17 protein-coding genes are annotated in these 16,588 nt (G+C 73.7%); 6 read left to right on the top strand and 11 right to left on the bottom strand.

The genetic code is table 11. The features are described 5' to 3' along the window. Positions 1 to 185 precede the first annotated feature (185 nt). Together ABD126_RS24070 and ABD126_RS24065 are read right to left on the bottom strand one after the other, a co-directional pair. The gene (locus tag ABD126_RS24070; RefSeq protein ID WP_343936154.1) at positions 186 to 1,220 is read right to left on the bottom strand and encodes a hypothetical protein; all 1,035 of its coding nucleotides are present in this window, start codon (positions 1,218 to 1,220) and stop codon (positions 186 to 188) included. Positions 1,221 to 1,244: 24 nt separating this feature from the next. Next, positions 1,245 to 1,955, bottom strand: coding sequence for a VOC family protein (locus ABD126_RS24065; protein ID WP_343936153.1), 711 nt, complete (start codon positions 1,953 to 1,955; stop codon positions 1,245 to 1,247). Between the two features lie 24 nt (positions 1,956 to 1,979). Between ABD126_RS24065 and ABD126_RS24060 the strand changes: the two genes are divergently transcribed. Next, positions 1,980 to 3,614 carry an alkaline phosphatase D family protein gene (locus tag ABD126_RS24060; RefSeq protein ID WP_343936152.1) on the top strand — a complete coding sequence of 545 codons (1,635 nt, stop codon included), beginning with the start codon at positions 1,980 to 1,982 and terminating at the stop codon, positions 3,612 to 3,614. A gap of 646 nt (positions 3,615 to 4,260) precedes the next feature. On the opposite strand, the gene ABD126_RS24055 is transcribed toward ABD126_RS24060, so the two are convergent. Together ABD126_RS24055 and ABD126_RS24050 are read right to left on the bottom strand one after the other, a co-directional pair. After that, positions 4,261 to 5,022, bottom strand: coding sequence for a maleylpyruvate isomerase family mycothiol-dependent enzyme (locus ABD126_RS24055; RefSeq protein ID WP_343936151.1), 762 nt, complete (start codon positions 5,020 to 5,022; stop codon positions 4,261 to 4,263). Beyond that, positions 5,019 to 5,441, bottom strand: coding sequence for an SAV_6107 family HEPN domain-containing protein (locus ABD126_RS24050; RefSeq protein ID WP_343936150.1), 423 nt, complete (start codon positions 5,439 to 5,441; stop codon positions 5,019 to 5,021). Before ABD126_RS24050 ends, ABD126_RS24055 begins: the two co-directional genes overlap by 4 nt. 181 nt (positions 5,442 to 5,622) lie before the next feature. On the opposite strand from ABD126_RS24050, the gene ABD126_RS24045 reads away from it, so the two are divergent. Continuing rightward, a complete protein-coding gene (locus ABD126_RS24045; protein WP_343936149.1) occupies positions 5,623 to 6,123 on the top strand; it encodes a YbaK/EbsC family protein in 501 nt (166 codons plus the stop codon). Further along, positions 6,120 to 6,680: a GNAT family N-acetyltransferase gene (locus ABD126_RS24040; RefSeq protein ID WP_121221863.1), complete on the top strand. Its 561-nt coding sequence runs from the start codon at positions 6,120 to 6,122 to the stop codon at positions 6,678 to 6,680. Before ABD126_RS24045 ends, ABD126_RS24040 begins: the two co-directional genes overlap by 4 nt. Here ABD126_RS24040 and ABD126_RS24035 read toward each other — a convergent pair. Then, positions 6,677 to 7,300 carry a CHAP domain-containing protein gene (locus ABD126_RS24035; protein WP_343936148.1) on the bottom strand — a complete coding sequence of 208 codons (624 nt, stop codon included), beginning with the start codon at positions 7,298 to 7,300 and terminating at the stop codon, positions 6,677 to 6,679. The two genes, ABD126_RS24040 and ABD126_RS24035, sit on opposite strands and share 4 nt — an antisense overlap. Positions 7,301 to 7,396: 96 nt before the next feature. Then, the gene (locus ABD126_RS24030; RefSeq protein ID WP_343936147.1) at positions 7,397 to 9,076 is read right to left on the bottom strand and encodes a DUF885 domain-containing protein; all 1,680 of its coding nucleotides are present in this window, start codon (positions 9,074 to 9,076) and stop codon (positions 7,397 to 7,399) included. A gap of 104 nt (positions 9,077 to 9,180) precedes the next feature. Here ABD126_RS24030 and ABD126_RS24025 point away from each other — a divergent pair, with 104 nt between their 5' ends. Continuing rightward, positions 9,181 to 9,831: a DUF3153 domain-containing protein gene (locus tag ABD126_RS24025; RefSeq protein ID WP_343936146.1), complete on the top strand. Its 651-nt coding sequence runs from the start codon at positions 9,181 to 9,183 to the stop codon at positions 9,829 to 9,831. A 4-nt stretch (positions 9,832 to 9,835) separates the two neighbouring features. Here ABD126_RS24025 and ABD126_RS24020 read toward each other — a convergent pair whose 3' ends face one another. The 3 genes from ABD126_RS24020 to ABD126_RS24010 all read right to left on the bottom strand — a co-directional run bounded on the left by ABD126_RS24020 (position 9,836) and on the right by ABD126_RS24010 (position 12,533). Continuing rightward, entirely contained in the window at positions 9,836 to 10,915 is a 1,080-nt protein-coding gene (locus tag ABD126_RS24020; protein WP_343936145.1) for a CU044_5270 family protein, read from the bottom strand. Then, positions 10,908 to 11,498 carry an RNA polymerase sigma factor gene (locus ABD126_RS24015; protein ID WP_343936302.1) on the bottom strand — a complete coding sequence of 197 codons (591 nt, stop codon included), beginning with the start codon at positions 11,496 to 11,498 and terminating at the stop codon, positions 10,908 to 10,910. The genes ABD126_RS24020 and ABD126_RS24015 overlap by 8 nt, the downstream gene beginning before the upstream one ends. Positions 11,499 to 11,648: 150 nt before the next feature. Further along, positions 11,649 to 12,533, bottom strand: coding sequence for a methylenetetrahydrofolate reductase (locus tag ABD126_RS24010; RefSeq protein ID WP_343936144.1), 885 nt, complete (start codon positions 12,531 to 12,533; stop codon positions 11,649 to 11,651). Positions 12,534 to 12,638: 105 nt separating this feature from the next. Between ABD126_RS24010 and ABD126_RS24005 the strand changes: the two genes are divergently transcribed. Together ABD126_RS24005 and crtI are read left to right on the top strand one after the other, a co-directional pair. Next, positions 12,639 to 13,709, top strand: a complete 1,071-nt coding sequence (locus tag ABD126_RS24005) for a polyprenyl synthetase family protein (protein ID WP_343936143.1) — start codon at positions 12,639 to 12,641, stop codon at positions 13,707 to 13,709. A gap of 1 nt (position 13,710) precedes the next feature. Then, positions 13,711 to 15,204 carry a phytoene desaturase family protein gene (gene crtI / locus ABD126_RS24000; RefSeq protein WP_343936142.1) on the top strand — a complete coding sequence of 498 codons (1,494 nt, stop codon included), beginning with the start codon at positions 13,711 to 13,713 and terminating at the stop codon, positions 15,202 to 15,204. Here crtI and ABD126_RS23995 read toward each other — a convergent pair. Further along, positions 15,137 to 15,862 (bottom strand): ABC transporter permease, encoded by a 726-nt coding sequence (locus tag ABD126_RS23995; protein WP_343936141.1) that lies wholly within the window; start codon positions 15,860 to 15,862, stop codon positions 15,137 to 15,139. The genes crtI and ABD126_RS23995 overlap by 68 nt on opposite strands. Next, a complete protein-coding gene (locus ABD126_RS23990) occupies positions 15,859 to 16,575 on the bottom strand; it encodes an ABC transporter ATP-binding protein (RefSeq protein ID WP_343936140.1) in 717 nt (238 codons plus the stop codon). The genes ABD126_RS23995 and ABD126_RS23990 overlap by 4 nt, the downstream gene beginning before the upstream one ends. Between the last annotated feature and the right edge of the window lie 13 nt (positions 16,576 to 16,588).

Below are 16,588 nucleotides of genomic sequence, written 5' to 3'. Positions count from 1 at the left end.
GCCCCGGCTCGGCGTGCCCGGCGGTCTGCTCGCCTGCGCCCTGTCGGTGTGGGCGCTGGTCGCCAGGTCGCTGAGCCTGGAACTGACCGACCGGTCCACCTACCGCACCCCGGCGTCCACCGAGGCGACGTCCGCCGCGGGCGCGGCGAACTGCGCACCGTGGCCGCCCTCGACGTCCGCTGACGTCAGTCGGCCAGCGCCCAGAAGTGGAGGGCGGAACCGTCCGGGGCGACCGTGTGCCAGCGGCCCGATCCCGCCGACCGGGGCGCACCCGCGATCGGGAACGGGTAGGCGATCCGGCCGCGCACGGTGACCGTGCTCGGGTCGACGCACCAGTGGCGGGGCTCGGGCGCGTGCGATTCGGTGCCCAGCACGGCGGTGTCCTCGTGCGGGAACGCCGCCTCGAAGTCCCAGAACACCCGGTCGCTCCCGGCGGGCGGCGGGACGGCGGAGTCGCACTTCCACTCGCCCAGTTCCGCGCCGTCCGCCGTCCGGTGGACGTAGACCGACCACTGGCCGGGGTCCGTGGTGAGGAAGCGCTCCCCGGACGGGCTTATCGCGAGGAACACCTCCTCCACGAACCGCTCGACGGCGAGTCGCCCGCCGTCCAGCCGCCCCATCAGGACGGGCGAGTCCTCCTCGCCCTCGCCGACCGTCAACGCCATGCGCGCCGGGTCGGGGAGGGGGAAGTGGAACGAACCCGAGCCGACCGTGCCGGTGTCCGTCCGGGCGAGCACCGCGCCGTCCGCCGGGTCGAGGACCAGCCACTCCTCGCGGATCTCGGCACCGTCGTAGTTGCGGACGTGCGCCCACACGAACTTGCCGTCCGGTGAGAACGCGGCCGAGCCGGTGTCCGCGCGCTCGTGGCGGGGGTCGTCGGCGTACTCGGCGAAGGAGGCGTGGTTCCGCGTGCACACGGCAGCCGACCAGCAGCCGTGCCGGACCTCCCACCGCACCGCGCCCGCCGCGTCCACGGCCCGCAGCGCGTGCACGCCCGCGAACACCACGAGGTCCGCCGCCGGCGACACGGCCACCGACCCGTAACGGCGCGGCCAGGGCGCGGGGAACCGGACCTCCGTCTCGCCCCGGACGACCAGTTCGGCGTCCCCGCGCTGCACCAGCAGCCCGTGCGTGATGTCCGGGGCGTCCGCCGATCCGGCGGCGAGCGGAGCGGCGACGGTCTCGATGAGTCGTGCGTGGCACACGCGATCGTGGGGCATGGTGGTCAATTCTCCACAGACGCCTCAGCGTGGCGTGAGGACGCAGAACTCGTTGCCCTCCGGGTCGGCCAGCACGACCCACTCGACGTCGCGCTGGCCCACGTCGGCCCGCACCGCGCCCTGCGCCTCCAGCCGCGCGACCTCCAGCGGCAGGTCGCCGTCGGCGGGCGGCACGACGTCGAAGTGCAGCCGGTTCTTCACCGACTTCGGCTCCGCGACCCGCACGAACTCCACCCAGAACCCGGAGTCCCGGCGCAGCGACGCGTACTCGGGGTGCGACCGCGTCACCGGCAGCCCGGTCGCGTGCGCCCAGAACCCGGCCAGCGCGACCGGGTCCAGCGCGTCCACGACGACCGCCGCGACCGGCCCGATGCCCAGGTACTCCGCGCGCGGCTCCAGCACGCAGAACTCGTTGCCCTCGGGGTCCGCGAGCACGACCCACGGCACGGACCGCTGACCGATGTCCGCCTCACGCGCGCCCAACGACTTCGCCTTCTCGACCAACTGCGCCTGGTGCTCCGCCGACGTCGACGCCAGGTCGAGGTGCAGCCGGTTCTTGACCCGCTTCTCGTCCCCCACCGGCACGAACACCAGCTCGGCACCCTCGTCCAGCGCCACGTCCACCTCGTCGGCGCTCTCCCCCGTGATCGGCCGGTCCAGCAACGCGGACCAGAACCGGCCCAGCGCGACGGGGTCCGCCGAATCCACCACGACGTCGTACAACCTGGTTGCCATGCGGCGAAGGTAACGTCTGCGCGCATGGCGGAACTGGTGCTCGGTCCGGTGCTGCGGCACGTCGACACGACGTCGGCCACCGTGTGGGTGGAGACCGACGCTGCGTGCGAGGTGGAGGTCGCGGGTCACCGCGCCCCGACCTTCCAAGTGGGTGAACAGCACTTCGCGCTGGTCGTCCTGGACGGGTTGGCGCCCGACACGACGACGTTCTACACGGTGCGGTTGGACGACCACGAGGTGTGGCCGCCGCGGGACTACTCCTTCCCGGCGCCGCGCATCCGGACCCGGGGTGTTCGCAGCATGGTGTTCGGGTCGTGCCGGGCCGCGAAGGGCCACCACGGTCCGGGGCACGACAAGCTGGGTCCCGACGCGCTGGACGCGTTCGGCACGCAGCTCAAGGACCGGCCGGAGGAGGAGTGGCCGGACGCGTTGCTGCTGCTCGGCGACCAGGTGTACGCGGACGAGCCGACGCCGAAGGTGAAGCGGTGGCTGGCCGAGCGGCGGCCGGAGCCCGAGGGCGAGGTGGTGTCGTTCCGGGAGTACGCCGAGCTGTACCACGAGTCGTGGGCGGACCCGGAGATCCGGTGGCTGATGTCCGTGCTGCCGACGTCGATGATCTTCGACGACCACGACATCCGCGACGACTGGAACACCTCGCGGGTGTGGCGCGCGGAGATGACGGAGTACCCGTGGTGGGGGCAGCGCATCCGGGCGGGGCTCGCGTCGTACTGGGTGTACCAGCACCTGGGCAACCTGGGGTTGGACGAGCTGGCGCGCGACGAGCTGTGGGCGAAGGTGCGCACCGCCGGCGGGGACGTGCAGGAACTGCTGGAGGACTTCGCCGAGCAGGCCGACCGCGAGGCCGACGGCCGCAAACCGACGCGCTGGAGCTACCGCCGCGACTTCGGCCGGGTGCGGCTGCTGGTGATCGACACGCGGGCGGGCCGCATCCTCGACGGTCCCGAGCGGCTGATGGTGGGTGACGAGGAGTTCGACTGGATCGAGCGCAACGCCGAGGGCGACTACGACCACCTGCTGATCGGCTCGTCCCTGCCGTGGCTGATGCCGCACGCGCTGAGCCACTTCCAGTCGTTGAACGAGAAGGCGGCGGCGAGACCCGGGTGGCGCGGCCGGGTAGGCGAGAAGGTCCGCCAGGTGGGCGACCTGGAGCACTGGCCCGCGTTCCGCGCGTCGTTCGAACGGCTGGCGGGGTTGATCCACCGCATCGGCAGCGGCGCGCAGGCGCCGGGCACGATCTGCGTCCTGTCCGGCGACGTGCACCACAGCTACGCGGCGCGAGCGGAGTTCCCGCAGCCGACCCGTTCGGAAGTCCTGCAACTGGTGTGCTCACCGGTCCACAACGACCCCCCGTGGTTCTTCCGCCCGATCTTCGCCCTGTCCTGGTCCAAACCACTGGCCCGCTTCCTCCGCCGGCGCGCGGACCGCGCGGGCGTCTCCCCGGACCCGGTGGGCTGGCGCAAGATCAGCGGCCCCCACTTCGGCAACTCGGTGGCCCTCCTGGACGTCTCCACCCGAACCGCCCGCTACCACCTGCAAACCGCCGGCCCGACCGGCCTGACCACCACAGCCAACCTCTCCTTCCCGAGCAACCCGGAAAACTCCCCCCAACCCCCAGCCCACGACCACACCCAGGACTAGCCAGCCCGCGGGGCCGACGACGCCGAACACAACACCGAGCGCCGACCCCCGCCCCGGCCGCGGGTGAGCACGCGAGACAGCCGCACGGGCGGACGCGGGGCGGGCAGGCGGGGCGGGCAGGCGGGGCGGGCAGGCACGGCGGGGCGGGCAAGGCGGGCCGAGGCGGGGCGGGCAAGGCGGCGCGGGGCGGGCGAGGCGGGGCGGTGCGGGCGAGGCGGGGCGGGGCGGGCAGGCGGAAAGCGGGCAGGGCGGGCGAACACGCGAGCCGGCAGGGCGGGTCCAGGGCGAGGGGAGTGGGCGAGGGCCGGAGTGCTAGGGCCGGAGCGCGAGTGCCCGGGCGGTGAGCGCGAGGGCGGGTGAGGCTGGCCAGCCGCCGGCCGCGAGCGACCTCAGCACGTGCCGCCGTGGACCGCCCGCCGCCGACGCCTCCCGGACTCGCCGCGCCGACCCGTCCGCCGTACCAACCCGTGCCAGCCCGTGCCGACCCGTCCGCCGCGCCGCCCCCTCCTCCAATTCACGGGACGCGCGAGTGCCGAGTTGGTTCCCGATCCCGCATGTCACTCGATCGTGGGATCCTCACACCGACCCCCCGACCGCACCATCATCGCAGCTCAAAGCCCCGGCAACGCCTGTCACACGTTCGTAGTCACTTGGTCGCCAACCGCAGCAGCGCCCACAGCTGCGCGATCGCGTCGTGGTCGCCCATCGGCCGCACCTCGCGGTCCGGGATGCGGCCCCACAGCCAGCGGTACACCGCCATCGCGTTGCCCGTCACCTCCGCGTCCGCCGACTCCGCCTCCTCCGCTGTGGCGCGCCACGCCCGGGAGGGGTTCGGGCCCGTCCTCGTGAGCCACACCCGACCGCCCACGCGGATCGCCACCGTCGAGTCACGCGTCCCGCGCACCCCCAGCACGTCCAGGCGGTGGCCGAGCCAGAGGGTGAGCACCTCGTCGACACCGTCCTCCGCCACGTCGTCGGGGACCGGGGTGACCTCCAGGCCCGCCGCCGCCTGGACGTCCATCCGGTGCACGGTCACGTCGTGCGCCACGCGCCTCGCCCAGAAGCCGCACGTGCGGTCCTCCGGCCACCACGTCTCGCACGGGTCGTCCGCCGAACGCGCCGACAGCGCCTCCACCAACGGTCCCACGGCCGCGCGCACGTAGTCCGACAACGACTCGCCCGGCAGCGGGTCCTGTTGCCAGGTCATGGGTTGCAGGCCGTCGCGGACCCATTGCGCGGCCATCCGGCACAGGCTGCCGACGTGTCGGACGGTCTCCCCCAGGTTCAGACCCGGGCACGCGGGCACCTGGCGCTCGGGGCGTTGGCCCTCGGCGGACGCGGCCAGCAGCTCCGCTTCGGTGGCGATTACCTCGATCAGCTGGGCGTAGTCGAGAAGTCCCCTGGTCACAGCCTGTCCTCGCGGGTGTGCATGAGCGACTCGACCAGGTCGGCGAACTGCCCGGCTTGCCGGACCAGGTCGTCGGCGCTGCGGGGATCGACCTGCCTGGTGATGCCCGCCAGCACGGCGGCCCGCGCCGGGGAGCAGGACGCGAAGTACGCCGCCCACTCGGCCAGCTCCGGCGCCAGGCCGGGCAGCAGCACCCACACGCTGGTCGGCCTGGCGCGCCCCCGGTGCGGCCGGCCGCGCAGGGCCAGCACGGCCGCCGCGCAGCGCAGCGCGCCCAGGTAGGCCGCGGCGAAGCGGTCGGCGGGCTCGGTGGCGTGTTCGGCTTCGCGCAGGCACTCCCGGGCCTGCGCGAGGAGGCTGACGGCGGACGCCGGGGGCAGCGGGAGCGGGATGGAGGGGAAGTCGGTCGCGGTTGTCATGTGCGGCCTCCTCGCGGCGTCGGGACATCGACGACCGCCGCGGGGAGACGGCGGCACTTGGTGGTGGGGCGCTTCCCCCGCCCCACCACCAAGGCATAGCTCGAACACATGTTCGAGCCGGGTCAGCGTAACCCGGAAACCCGCTACTCCTCAACCCGCCCGCACGTGGTCTCATGAACAGGTGAGCGCACTTGACCACCCCGGTATCCGAAAGGTGGCGGCGGCCCTGGCCGAAGCGGGCCACCACGAGGCCGCCGACGGCATCGTCGTCCTCGCCGACGCCGTCCGCACCGCCGCCGCGGCGGCCGAGGCCGTGGGGGTGCCGGTCGGGGCCATCGCGAACAGCCTGGTGTTCGCCGCGGTCCGGGACGGCGTCGCGAGCCCGCTGCTGGTCCTGACCTCGGGCGCGCACCGCGCGGACACCGACCTGCTGGCCGCGCTCGCCGGCGCCGAGCGGATCGAGCGGGCCAAGCCGGACTTCGTGCGCGAGCACACCGGTCAGGTGATCGGCGGCGTCTCCCCGCTGGGCCACCCCGCCCCGATCCAGACCTTCGTGGACGTGGACCTGGAGCGGTACGACGTGGTGTGGGCCGCCGCCGGGCACCCGCACGCCGTCTTCCCCACCACCTACGCGGGCCTGGTCGAGCTGACCGGCGGCACACCGGCGCGGGTGGCCCGATGACCGCCGCGCCCTCCCAGCGCCTGGTCGAGGTCTCCGCGCGCGAGCTGAACTCCCGGCTGGGCGAGGCCCTGGCGCTCTACGTCAGCGCGATGAACTACCCGCCGGGCACCGCCGAGCAGCGCGCCCCGATGTGGCTCGCGCACATGCTGCGCGACGGCTGGCGGTGCGTGGTGGCGCTGGGCGAGCAGGACGAGCTGATCGGCATCGGCTACGGCTACCGCGGCGCGGTCGGCCAGTGGTGGCACGAGCAGGTGCGGCACGGCCTGACCGCCGTGGCCGGGCCGCGCGCGGTCGAGGAGTGGATGCACGACTACTTCGAGCTGACCGAGTTGCACGTGCTGCCGCGCGCGCAGAGCCGGGGCATCGGCGAGGGCCTGCTGCGCAGCCTGCTGGGCGGCGTGACGACCTCGCGCGTGCTGCTGTCCACGCCCGAGGGCCCGAGCAAGGCGTGGCGGCTGTACCGGCGGCTGGGGTTCGTGGACGTGCTGCGGCACTACCAGTTCACCGGCGACCCGCGCCCGTTCGCCGTGCTGGGCCGGACGCTCCCGCTGGACTAGAACGGCGAGACGAACCCACTGACCTTCAGGCCCGCGCCGTTGGCCAGGTCGCTGATCTTGCGCCACTTGGTGTAGACGACGCGGTCGCTGACGTTGCCCTCGACGGTCCGGATGTGCGTGGCGTGCCGCCCGGTCCGGTCGTAGGCGACCTCGACCACGACGCCGACGTGCGCGAACATCGACGGGTACTCGCCGTAGACGATCACGTCGCCCATCTCGGCCTCGCCGGAGGACAACGGACGCCACTTCCCGTTCTGCTGGCCCCACTTCTGCCAGTAGGTGGCCCAGTGGCCCTGGTCGACGCCGGGCGCGCCGGGCGCGGGCGCCATGGCCGGCTTGTCCTTCACGCCGGCCTTGGTCCACACCCAGTTGACGAAGATGCCGCACCACTCGACGGGACGCCGGATAGCCGGGTCGATCGCCTGGTACTTCAGCGGGTAGCCGTTGGGACCGTCCTCGCGCGCCCCGATCTGGCTGAACGCGTAGTCCACGATCTCCTGCCGCACCCGCCACTGCGCCGGGTCCACGACCTCGTCCTGCGCCAGCGCGGGCGCCGCGCCGAACAGCAGCGCGCCCACCGCGGCGAACCCGGCAGCGGACCGCGCGACTCGTCTCGACATGGCGTCCCCCTGGAAAGTCGGTGCCCCAGCATATGCAACAGGTGCCCCGGTGACACCGCCGTAAAGGCGGTCACCGGGGCACCTTTCATCAACGGTTCACAGCTCGGCCAGGCGCTCCCGCAGCGTGTCCAGGCCCATCGCGCCCATCTCCAGGGCGTCCTTGTGGAACTTCTTGAGGTCGAACGCGTCGCCGTGCCGGCCGCGGGCCTCGTCGCGGGCCGCGAGCCACAGCCGCTCGCCGAGCTTGTACGACGGGGCCTGGCCCGGCCAGCCCAGGTAGCGGTCGATCTCGTCGCGCACGTGGTGCGGGTCGGTGATGGTGCGGGTGAGCATGAACTCCAGGCCCAGCTCCGGCGTCCACCGCTCGCCCTCGTGGAAGCCGGTGCCCTTCGGGATCTCCAGCTCCAGGTGCATGCCGATGTCGATGATCACGCGGGCGGCGCGGAACAGGTGCGCGTCCAGCATGCCGAGCAGGTCGCCGTCGTCCTCCAGGTAGCCCAGCTCGCGCATCAGGCGCTCGGCGTAGAGGGCCCAGCCCTCGCCGTGGCCGGACACCCAGCACAGCAGGCGCTGGAAGTTGTTCAGCTTCTCCGCCTGGTAGACGGCGGTGGCGACCTGGAGGTGGTGGCCCGGGACGCCCTCGTGGTAGACGGTCGTGACCTCGCGCCACGTGGAGAACTCGGTCTTGTCCGCGGGCACCGACCACCACATGCGGCCGGGGCGGGAGAAGTCCGGGGTGGGGCCGGTGTAGTACGCGCCCACGCCGCCGCCGGGCGGCGCGATGCGGCACTCCAGCTTCATCAGCTCGTCGGGCAGCTCGAAGTGCACGTCGCGGACGTCGAGCAGCGCCTTGTCCGACAGCTGCTGCATCCACTGCTGCAAACCGTCCTGGCCGTGCACCAGGTAGCGCGGGTTGGCGTCCAGCGCGGCGGCGGCCTCGGCGAGCGTGGCGCCGGCCTTGATCCGGTTGGCCACCTGCTTCATCTCGGTCTCGATGCGGGTGAACTCGTCCCAGCCCCACTGGTAGGCCTCGGCGAGGTCCAGGCGGGCGCCGGTGAAGTAGCGCGACCACAGGCGGTAGGTGTCCTCACCGACGGCGTCCTTCTTCGGGGCCTTCGGGGCGAGGTCGGAGCGCAGGAACTCGGCGAAGTCGGCGTAGGCCTCGGCGGCGGCCTTCGCGCCCGCTTCCAGGTCGGTGCGCAGGGACGCGTCCACGTCGGCGTTCGCGATGAGGTTCGCGAAGTAGGACTTGCCGTTGCTGCGGCCCGAGTACGTGTCGCACTGCTCGGCGACCCGGGTCACCTGGCGCAGCGCCGCGACCTGGCCGCGGTCGGCGGCGCCGGCCAGGCCCGCGCGCAGGTTCGCGATCGCCTCGGGCATGGCCGCGAGCCGCTTGGCGACGGTGGCCCACTGGTCGGCGTTCTCGGTCGGCATCAGGTCGAAGACCTCGCGCAGGCTCTGCACGGGACCCGCGATGACGTTGAGCTGGCCCTCCCACAGACCGGCCTCGTGGATCTCGACCTCCAGGCCGACGCGCTCCAGGAACACGGCCTTGGCGTCGGCCTCCGACTTGTCGGCGGGCTCGGCGGCGGTGATGGCGGCGAGCGCGCGCTGCGCGAGTTCCCTGCGGGCCGCGTGGCCGTCCGGCGAGTAGTCGGTCAGCTGGTCGTCGTGGCCGGGAGTCCCGATGAACGTCGCCGTCAGCGGGTCCGCCGCGGCGTAGTCGACCACGAACTGGTTGCTGATGCCGTGCACGCCGGCCGGAGAGGTTGCCATGAGCCGCACGTTACCTGCGCGTCGCGTCACCCCGACAGGTAATTAGCCGTCCGAACGACCGGTCTCGGGCGGTCAACTTTTGACCCGGCCGGCAGGATGGCCGGGTGTCCAGGGCCACAGCGCTGCTCGTGCCGGTGTTGCTCCTCGCGGTGTTCTCGCTGACGGGGTGCGTCCGGCTGCACGCCGCGATGGCGCTGTCGCAGGACGACCGCGTCTCCGGCGAGATCGTCGCCGCGACCCCGCCCACCCGCGACAACGACCCCGGCCCCCAGCTGCGGGTCCCGAACGAGCTGGCCAGCCGGGTCACCACCAAGCCGTACGCGGCCGACAACTACACCGGCACCCAGCTGTTCTTCAGCGGCCTGACCTTCGACGAGGTGCGCGCCCTGGCGGCGGCCACCAGCGCGTCGTCCAGCCGGTACCAGCTGAACTTCCGCCGGTCGGGCGACCTGGTGACCATGAGCGGCTCGGTGGACCTGACCCAGGTGCCGCCGGAGCGCGCGGACATCCAGGTCAAGATCAGCTTCCCCGGTGACGTCGTGGAGACCAACGGGCGGGAGGAGGAGTCGTCCACGATCGCCTGGTCGCCCAAGCCGGGGCAGGCCTCGATGCTCCAGGCGACCGTGCGGTACGCGGGCGAGAACTCGCCGTCCTACTTCGGGTGGACGATGCTGCTGGCCGGCCTGACCGGCGGTGCGGCCCTGATCGTGGTCGTGCTGGCGATCGTGGCGCACCGCCGCAGCCAGGTGGCCTGAGCCCTCAGCCGGTCGAGCCGAGGTGGTCGACCACCGCCGTGGTGATGGCCGAGTAGGAGGTCACGGTGCCCTTGGGGACGCCGGCGAACATCGAGTCGGAGACCTTGCGCTCGCCGATCACCTGGCCGGTGGCCGGGTCGAGGATGATCTCCTGGCGCTCCCCGTCCTCCGTGACGCCCAGTGCCACGCCCGTGCGGCCGTCGAGGTCGGCGGCGTCGTCGGTGACGTCCAGGCCCGGCAGGTGGGCCAGCGCGCGCAGCAGGTTCGCCCGGGTCGCGGCGGGCACCAGGCCGGTGCGCAGGGCGTCCGCCACGTAGACCAGGGCCTGCTTGCCGCCGCCGCTGTCCTCGCTCAGCCGCCGGTAGAGCTGCTCGGGGTCGGTCGGCAGGCCGGCCAGGAACTCCGGTTTCGGGAACTGCCAGCCGCCGTGCTCGGGGAGGTTCCCGGAGAACTCGCCGCCCTTCGCGCGCCGCTCCGGCCACGGCGTCTCCTCGACCGCGACGCCGGCGGCGCGGGCTTCGGCTTCGGTGCCCACGACCCACTTGCGGTTGCCGGTCTCGCGGCGGCGCTGGAGCCACTCGCCGGACGGGTCGGCGGGGATCCAGGTCTCGACGAGGTTCTCGTTGAGGAAGGTGAAGCTCCGGGTCTCCGAGCCGATCGTGCGCAGCCACCACGCGTGGGTGGCGACGTAGCGGTACCGGCCGGGTGCGACCACCGGGTCCTGGGCGCGGGCGGCGAGGTCGGCGGCGCCGGTCAGCGCCGCCCGCGCCTGGGCGGTGGCGGTGTTCGCGGAGACCTGCGCCACCACGACCCCGGCGGTCAGCGTGAGGACCACCGCCGCCGCGGCCAACCACCGCCGCACGGGCCGCCGCCGACCCGCGACCCCCTGGCCCGCAACCCCCTTGCCCGCAGCCGGCTTGCCCGAGCCCGGCTCGACCACCGCCAGTCGTGGCCGGTCGAGCGCGCGTGCGGCCGTCACCACGGTCTCCCGCACCTCCGCGAGCCCGCGCCGGTCGGTCTCGACCTCCCGGTACAGCGCGTCGAGCGCCCGGTCGAGTTCGTCGTCGGTCCACACCTCACGCATCGCCGTCCTCCGTCCCCTCGCTCGCGACCGGACCGTGTGACTGCAACCACCGGCGGACCCGGTGCAGCCGGGAGTGGACCGTGCCCACCGGGATGCCCAGCGCCTGGCCCACCTCGCTCGCGCTGAGCCCGCCCCACGACGTGAGCAGCAGCACGTCCCGGTCGCCCGGCTCCAGCGCGGCCAGCGCGCCGGCCAACCGGCGGACCCGCTGCTGCGCGGTCACGCGCTCGGCCGTGCGCGTCTCGGGCGACTCCTGCGCCCGGTCCGCCCCGACCAGCCGCGCGCGGGCCCGCCAGCCCCGGACCTCCTGCCGCACGTGCCGCCGCAGCAGGTTGCTCGCGATGCCGAACAGCCACGGGCGCGCGCCGGCGCGGGCCGGGTCGTAGGTGTGCCGCCGCTGCAACGCGACCAGGAAGGTCTCCGAGACCAGGTCGTCGGCGGCCTGGGCGCCGACCCGGCGGGCCAGGTAGGCGTGCAGCGACTCGGCGTGCTCGTCGAAGAGCAGGCCGAACGCCGACGCCGGGTCGGGGCCCGCGGGGTTCGGGCCGGCCGGGTCCGGGTCGGGCAGGGGCGGGGCGGGCAGGGGCGGGCCGGCCGGGTCCGGGTCGGGCAGGGGCGGGCCGGGTGAGGGCGGGGGTGGCGGGTGCGGGTCGGGCGCTTGCGCGGTCAGTCTCGTCACGCCTCTACTTGCCCGCGGCCCGCCCGACCCTTCACGCCCCGTGCCGGGAACGGCTCAGGTGCGCGCCGGCACCAGGCCCAGCCGCCCGACCACCTCGCGCGTCGCCTTCGAGCGGTTGAACGTGTAGAAGTGCAGCGCCGGCACGCCTTCCGCGAGCAGCCGCTCACCCATCTCCGTCACCAGGTCCACGCCGGCCTTGCGGAACGCCACCGGGTCGTCGGCCAGGTGCTCCAGGCGGGCCGCCACCGACGCCGGCAGGGGCGCGCCGGACAGCTCCACCGACTTCGCCAGCGTGCGCGGCGTCGTCAGCGGCATCAGGCCCGGGATCAGCGGGGTGTCGCAGCCCACCGCCGCGAGCCGGTCGCGCAGCCGCAGGAAGTCGTCCGGGTCCAGGAACAGCTGCGCGATCGCGAAGTCCGCGCCCGCCCGCAGCTTCCGCACCAGGTACTTGGTGTCGGTGTCGAGGTCCGCCGACCTGGGGTGCCCGTACGGGAACGCCGACACACCCACGCAGAAGTCGCCCAGCTCACGGCACAGCCGGACCAGTTCCTCGGCGTAGGTCAGGCCCTCGGGGTGGCGGACCCACTCGCCGTTGGGGTCGCCCTTGGGGTCGCCCCGCACGGCCAGGATGTTGCGCACGCCCACGGCCGCGTACCAGCCGATGACGTTGCGCAGCTCGGCCACGGAGTGGTCCACGGCGGTCAGGTGCGCCATGGTCACCAGGGTCGTCTCCTGGACCACCCGGCCGGTCGTGCGGATCGTCCGGTCGCGGGTGGAGCCGCCCGCGCCGTAGGTGATGGACACGAACGCCGGGTCCAGCGCCTCCAGCTCGCGGATCGCCTTCCACAGCACGCGCTCGTCATCGTTGTCCCGGGGTGGGAAGAACTCCACGGAGAACACGGGGCGGCCCGTGGTGATGCGTTCGACGACCGACGTCATGTCCCCCAGCCTAGAGGTAGGTCCGCTCAGTGGGAGAGCCCTTTCACTGGGTGGAACGAGCCCCCCGGTGGGAGCCGCTCCGACGCGAGAGGTGACGATAGGAGGGTGCCGCCCCACCCGTTGGACCTGGAACTGCCCAAGCACGTCGACGCAGCCCTCGCAGGCTATCTGGCCGACCGCAAGACCCAGGGTGCGCGCACCGAGGAGAACTTCGGGGGCGTGGTCGACGCGCTGGCGGACTTCGTGCTCGGCGGCGGCAAGCGGGTTCGGCCCACCTTCGCGTGGTGGGGCTGGCGCGCGGCGGGCGGCGACCCGGACTCCCCCGCGGCCGGGGCCGTGCTCACGGCGGTCAGCTCGCTGGAGTTGATCCAGGCCTGCGCCCTGATCCACGACGACCTGATGGACGCCTCCGAGACCCGGCGCGGCATGCCGACCGTGCACGTCCGGTTCGCGCGGTGGCACCGCGAGCAGGGCTGGCTCGGCGCGCCCGAACGCTTCGGGCTCGCCGCTTCGGTGTTGATCGGCGACATCGCGCTGGCGTGGGCGGACGACATGCTCTTCGCCGCCGGCCTGCCCACCGACGCGCTCCAGCGGTTGAGCATCCCGTGGCGCGACATGCGCACCGAGATGCTCGCCGGGCAGTACCTCGACGTGCTCACCCAGGCGCGCGGCGACGCCTCGCCGGACGCCGCGCTGCGCATCGACCGGCTCAAGACCGCCGCCTACACCGTCGAACGACCGCTGCACATGGGCGCGGCGATCGGCGGCGGCAGCCCCGAGCTGGTGGACGGCCTGCGCCGCTTCGGCACCGACATCGGCGTGGCGTTCCAGCTGCGCGACGACCTGCTGGGCGTGTTCGGCGACCCGGCGGTGACCGGCAAACCCGCCGGGGACGACCTGCGCGAGGGCAAGCGGACGCTGCTGGTGGCGCTGGGCATGGAGTTCGGCGCGGACGTGCTGCACGACGCCCTGGGCAAGCCGGACCTGGACGTGGCGACCGTGGACGTCGTGCGCGCCAAGCTGGTCGAGGTCGGCGCGGTGGACGCCGTGGAGGAGCGGATCGCCGAGCTGACCGGGTCCGCCCTGGCCGCCCTGGACCGCGCGCCGATCGAGGAACCCGCCGCCCGCGAGCGGCTCGCCCAGCTCGCCGTCAGCGCGACGAAGCGGACCTCGTGACATGAGGACGGTCACCGGCCGCACCGACCACGTCGTCGTGGTGGGCGCGGGCCTGGCGGGCCTCTCGGCCGCCCTGCACCTGCTCGGCGCGGGCCGGCGGGTCACCGTGGTCGAGCGGGACGCGGTGCCCGGCGGCCGGGCCGGGCGGCTGGACCTCGACGGCTTCCGCTTCGACACCGGCCCGACCGTGCTGACCATGCCCGAGCTGGTCGAGGAGGCGCTGGCCGCGGTCGGCGAGTCCCTGGCCGACCGGCTCGACCTGCGGCCCGTGGACCCCGCCTACCGGGCGCGGTTCGCCGACGGCTCGGTGCTGGACGTGCACGCCGACGCCGAGGCGATGGAGGCCGAGGTGCGGCGGTTCGCCGGGCCCGCGCAGGCGCGGGGCTACCGGGCGCTGCGGGCGTGGCTGACCGAGCTGTACCGGGTGCAGCGCGACGCGTTCATCGGCGCGAACTTCGACTCCCCGCTGGACCTGCTCACCCCGCGCCTGGCGGAGCTGGCCGCGCTGCGCGGGTTCGCCCGCCTCGGCCCGCAGGTCGCGCGGTTCCTGACCGATGAACGGCTCCAGCGCATCTTCTCGTTCCAGGCGCTTTATGCGGGCGTGCCGCCACGCAAGGCGCTCGGCGCGTACGGCGTCATCGCGTACATGGACACCATCGCGGGCGTCTACTACCCGCGTGGCGGCATGCGCGCCCTGCCGGACGCGTTGGCCGCCGCCGCCCAGGACGCCGGCGCCGACCTGCGCTACCGCACCAAGGTGGCGTGGCTGGAACGCATCGGCCGCCGCGTCACCGCCGTCCGCACGGCGCAGGGCGAGCGCATCCCGTGCGACGCCGTGGTCCTCACGCCGGACCTGCCGATGTCCTACCGCCTCCTGGGGCACCGCCCGCGCCGGCCGGTGCCGATCACGTGGGCGCCCTCGGCGGTCGTGCTGCACGCGGGCGTGGACCGCACGTGGCCCGAACTGGCGCACCACACGCTGCTGTTCGGCCGGGCCTGGGACCGGACGTTCGACGAGCTGACCCGCCGGGGCAGCCTGATGACCGACCCGTCGCTGCTGGTCACCGCGCCGCCCGGCGGGGGGATGTTCGTCCTGGCGCCCGCGCCGAACCTGCGGCTGGGCCCGATCGACTGGCCACGCGTCGGCCCCGCCTACCGCGACGAACTCGTGCAGACCCTGGAGCAGCGCGGCCTGACCGGGTTCGGCGACGCGATCGAGGTGGAGCGGCTGGTCACCCCGCGCGACTGGGCCGCGCTGGGCCTGGCCGCCGGCACGCCGTTCTCCGCCGCGCACACGTTCGCCCAGACCGGCCCGTTCCGGCCGCGCAACCTCGTGCTGGACAACGCCGTGCTGGCCGGGTGCGGCACGACGCCGGGCGTGGGCGTGCCGCCGGTGCTGATCTCCGGGCGGCTCGCCGCCCAGCGGATCACGGGGTCCGTCGGCGCAGGGTCGCGGCGCCGAGCAGCAAGGCCGCGAGCGCACAGCCCGCGATGACCAGCAGGTTGCGCACCAGCGTCCCGTCCACCTCGGAGGACCGGGTGACCCGGGTCAGCGCGTCGACGGCGTAGGACAGCGGCAGGGCGTCGGAGATCCAGTTCAGCACGGTCGCCATCTCGTCGCGCGGCACGAACAGCCCGCAGAGCAGCACCTGCGGCATCACGATCGCCGGCATGAACTGCACCGCCTGGAACTCCGTCCGGGCGAACGCGCTCGCGAACAGCCCCAGCGCCATGCCCAGCAACGCGTCCAGCACCGCGATGAGCACCAGCAACGCCACCGAGCCCTCGACCTCCAGGCCCAGCCAGGTCAACGAGACCGTCGCCGCCACCGCCACCTGCACGACCGCCACCAGCCCGAACGCCAGCGCGTAGCCCAGCAGCAGGTCCAGCTTGCCGATCGGCAGGGTCATCAGCCGTTCGAGCGTGGCGGTGAGGCGTTCGCGCAGCGTGGTGATCGACGTGACGATGAACATGATCGCGAACGGGAAGACGCCCAGCAGCGCCGGCGCCGCCCGGCTGAACGCCTGCTCCGAGTCGAACACGTACCGCAGCAGCACGAGCAGCACCGACGGCACGAAGACCATCAGCGCGACGGTCCGGTGGTCGTGCCGCAACTGGGTCAGGATGCGGCGGGCCGTGGCCAGGGTGTTCATGCCGTCCCCCGCACCAGCGCCAGGAACGCCTGCTCCAGGTCCCGCGCGCCGGTCCGCTCGCGCAGCCGCGCCGGGGTGTCGTCGGCCAGGAGCCCGCCGTCGCGCATGAGCAGCAGCCGGTCGCAGCGGGCGGCCTCGTCCATGACGTGGCTGGACACCAGCAGGGCGGCGCCGCGGTCGGCCAGGTCGTGGAAGAGGGTCCACAGCTCCTCGCGCAGCACCGGGTCCAGGTCCACGGTCGGCTCGTCCAGCACGATCAGCTCGGGCCGGCCCAGCAACGCGACGGCGAGACTCGCCCGACCGCGCTCACCACCCGAGAGTGTGGCGACCAGTTGGTCGACCTGACCCTTCAGACCCACTTCGTCGACCACGCGGTCCACGTCGGCGGCGGGCGCTTTGAGGATGGACGCGAAGTAGCGCAGGTTCTCGCGCACGGTCAGGTCCGCGTAGACCGACGGGCTCTGCGTGGAGTAGCCGATCCGGTCCCTGAGCGCCGCGCTGCCCGCCGGGTGCCCGAGGACGGTCACCGAACCACCGGCCACGACCTGCACGCCGACCACAGCCCGCAGGACGGTCGTCTTGCCGCACCCGCTCGGCCCCAGCAGCCCGACGACCGTGCCGGCCGGCACCTCGAAGGCGACCCCGCGGACGACTTCCCGCCCGCCCCGCACGACCCGCAAGCCGTCGACGCTGACGGCCACCGAATTGGCCATGCGTTGAATTGTC

Origin of the sequence: Saccharothrix mutabilis subsp. mutabilis (assembly GCF_039521145.1) — a bacterium.
Lineage (GTDB): Bacteria > Actinomycetota > Actinomycetes > Mycobacteriales > Pseudonocardiaceae > Actinosynnema > Actinosynnema mutabilis.
The sequence above is the reverse complement of the archived record's forward strand: the minus strand, read 5'-3'. Positions and strand labels throughout refer to the sequence as shown.

Excerpts from the sequence above, each read along its gene's own strand:
- ABD126_RS24070 (WP_343936154.1), bottom strand. The coding sequence starts at position 1,220 with ATGCCCCACGATCGCGTGTGCCACGCACGACTCATCGAGACCGTCGCC.
- ABD126_RS24065 (WP_343936153.1), bottom strand. The coding sequence starts at position 1,955 with ATGGCAACCAGGTTGTACGACGTCGTGGTGGATTCGGCGGACCCCGTC.
- ABD126_RS24060 (WP_343936152.1), top strand. The coding sequence starts at position 1,980 with ATGGCGGAACTGGTGCTCGGTCCGGTGCTGCGGCACGTCGACACGACG.
- ABD126_RS24050 (WP_343936150.1), bottom strand. The coding sequence starts at position 5,441 with ATGACAACCGCGACCGACTTCCCCTCCATCCCGCTCCCGCTGCCCCCG.
- ABD126_RS24040 (WP_121221863.1), top strand. The coding sequence starts at position 6,120 with ATGACCGCCGCGCCCTCCCAGCGCCTGGTCGAGGTCTCCGCGCGCGAG.
- ABD126_RS24035 (WP_343936148.1), bottom strand. The coding sequence starts at position 7,300 with ATGTCGAGACGAGTCGCGCGGTCCGCTGCCGGGTTCGCCGCGGTGGGC.
- ABD126_RS24030 (WP_343936147.1), bottom strand. The coding sequence starts at position 9,076 with ATGGCAACCTCTCCGGCCGGCGTGCACGGCATCAGCAACCAGTTCGTG.
- ABD126_RS24020 (WP_343936145.1), bottom strand. The coding sequence starts at position 10,915 with ATGCGTGAGGTGTGGACCGACGACGAACTCGACCGGGCGCTCGACGCG.
- ABD126_RS24010 (WP_343936144.1), bottom strand. The coding sequence starts at position 12,533 with ATGACGTCGGTCGTCGAACGCATCACCACGGGCCGCCCCGTGTTCTCC.
- crtI (WP_343936142.1), top strand. The coding sequence starts at position 13,711 with ATGAGGACGGTCACCGGCCGCACCGACCACGTCGTCGTGGTGGGCGCG.
- ABD126_RS23995 (WP_343936141.1), bottom strand. The coding sequence starts at position 15,862 with ATGAACACCCTGGCCACGGCCCGCCGCATCCTGACCCAGTTGCGGCAC.
- ABD126_RS23990 (WP_343936140.1), bottom strand. The coding sequence starts at position 16,575 with ATGGCCAATTCGGTGGCCGTCAGCGTCGACGGCTTGCGGGTCGTGCGG.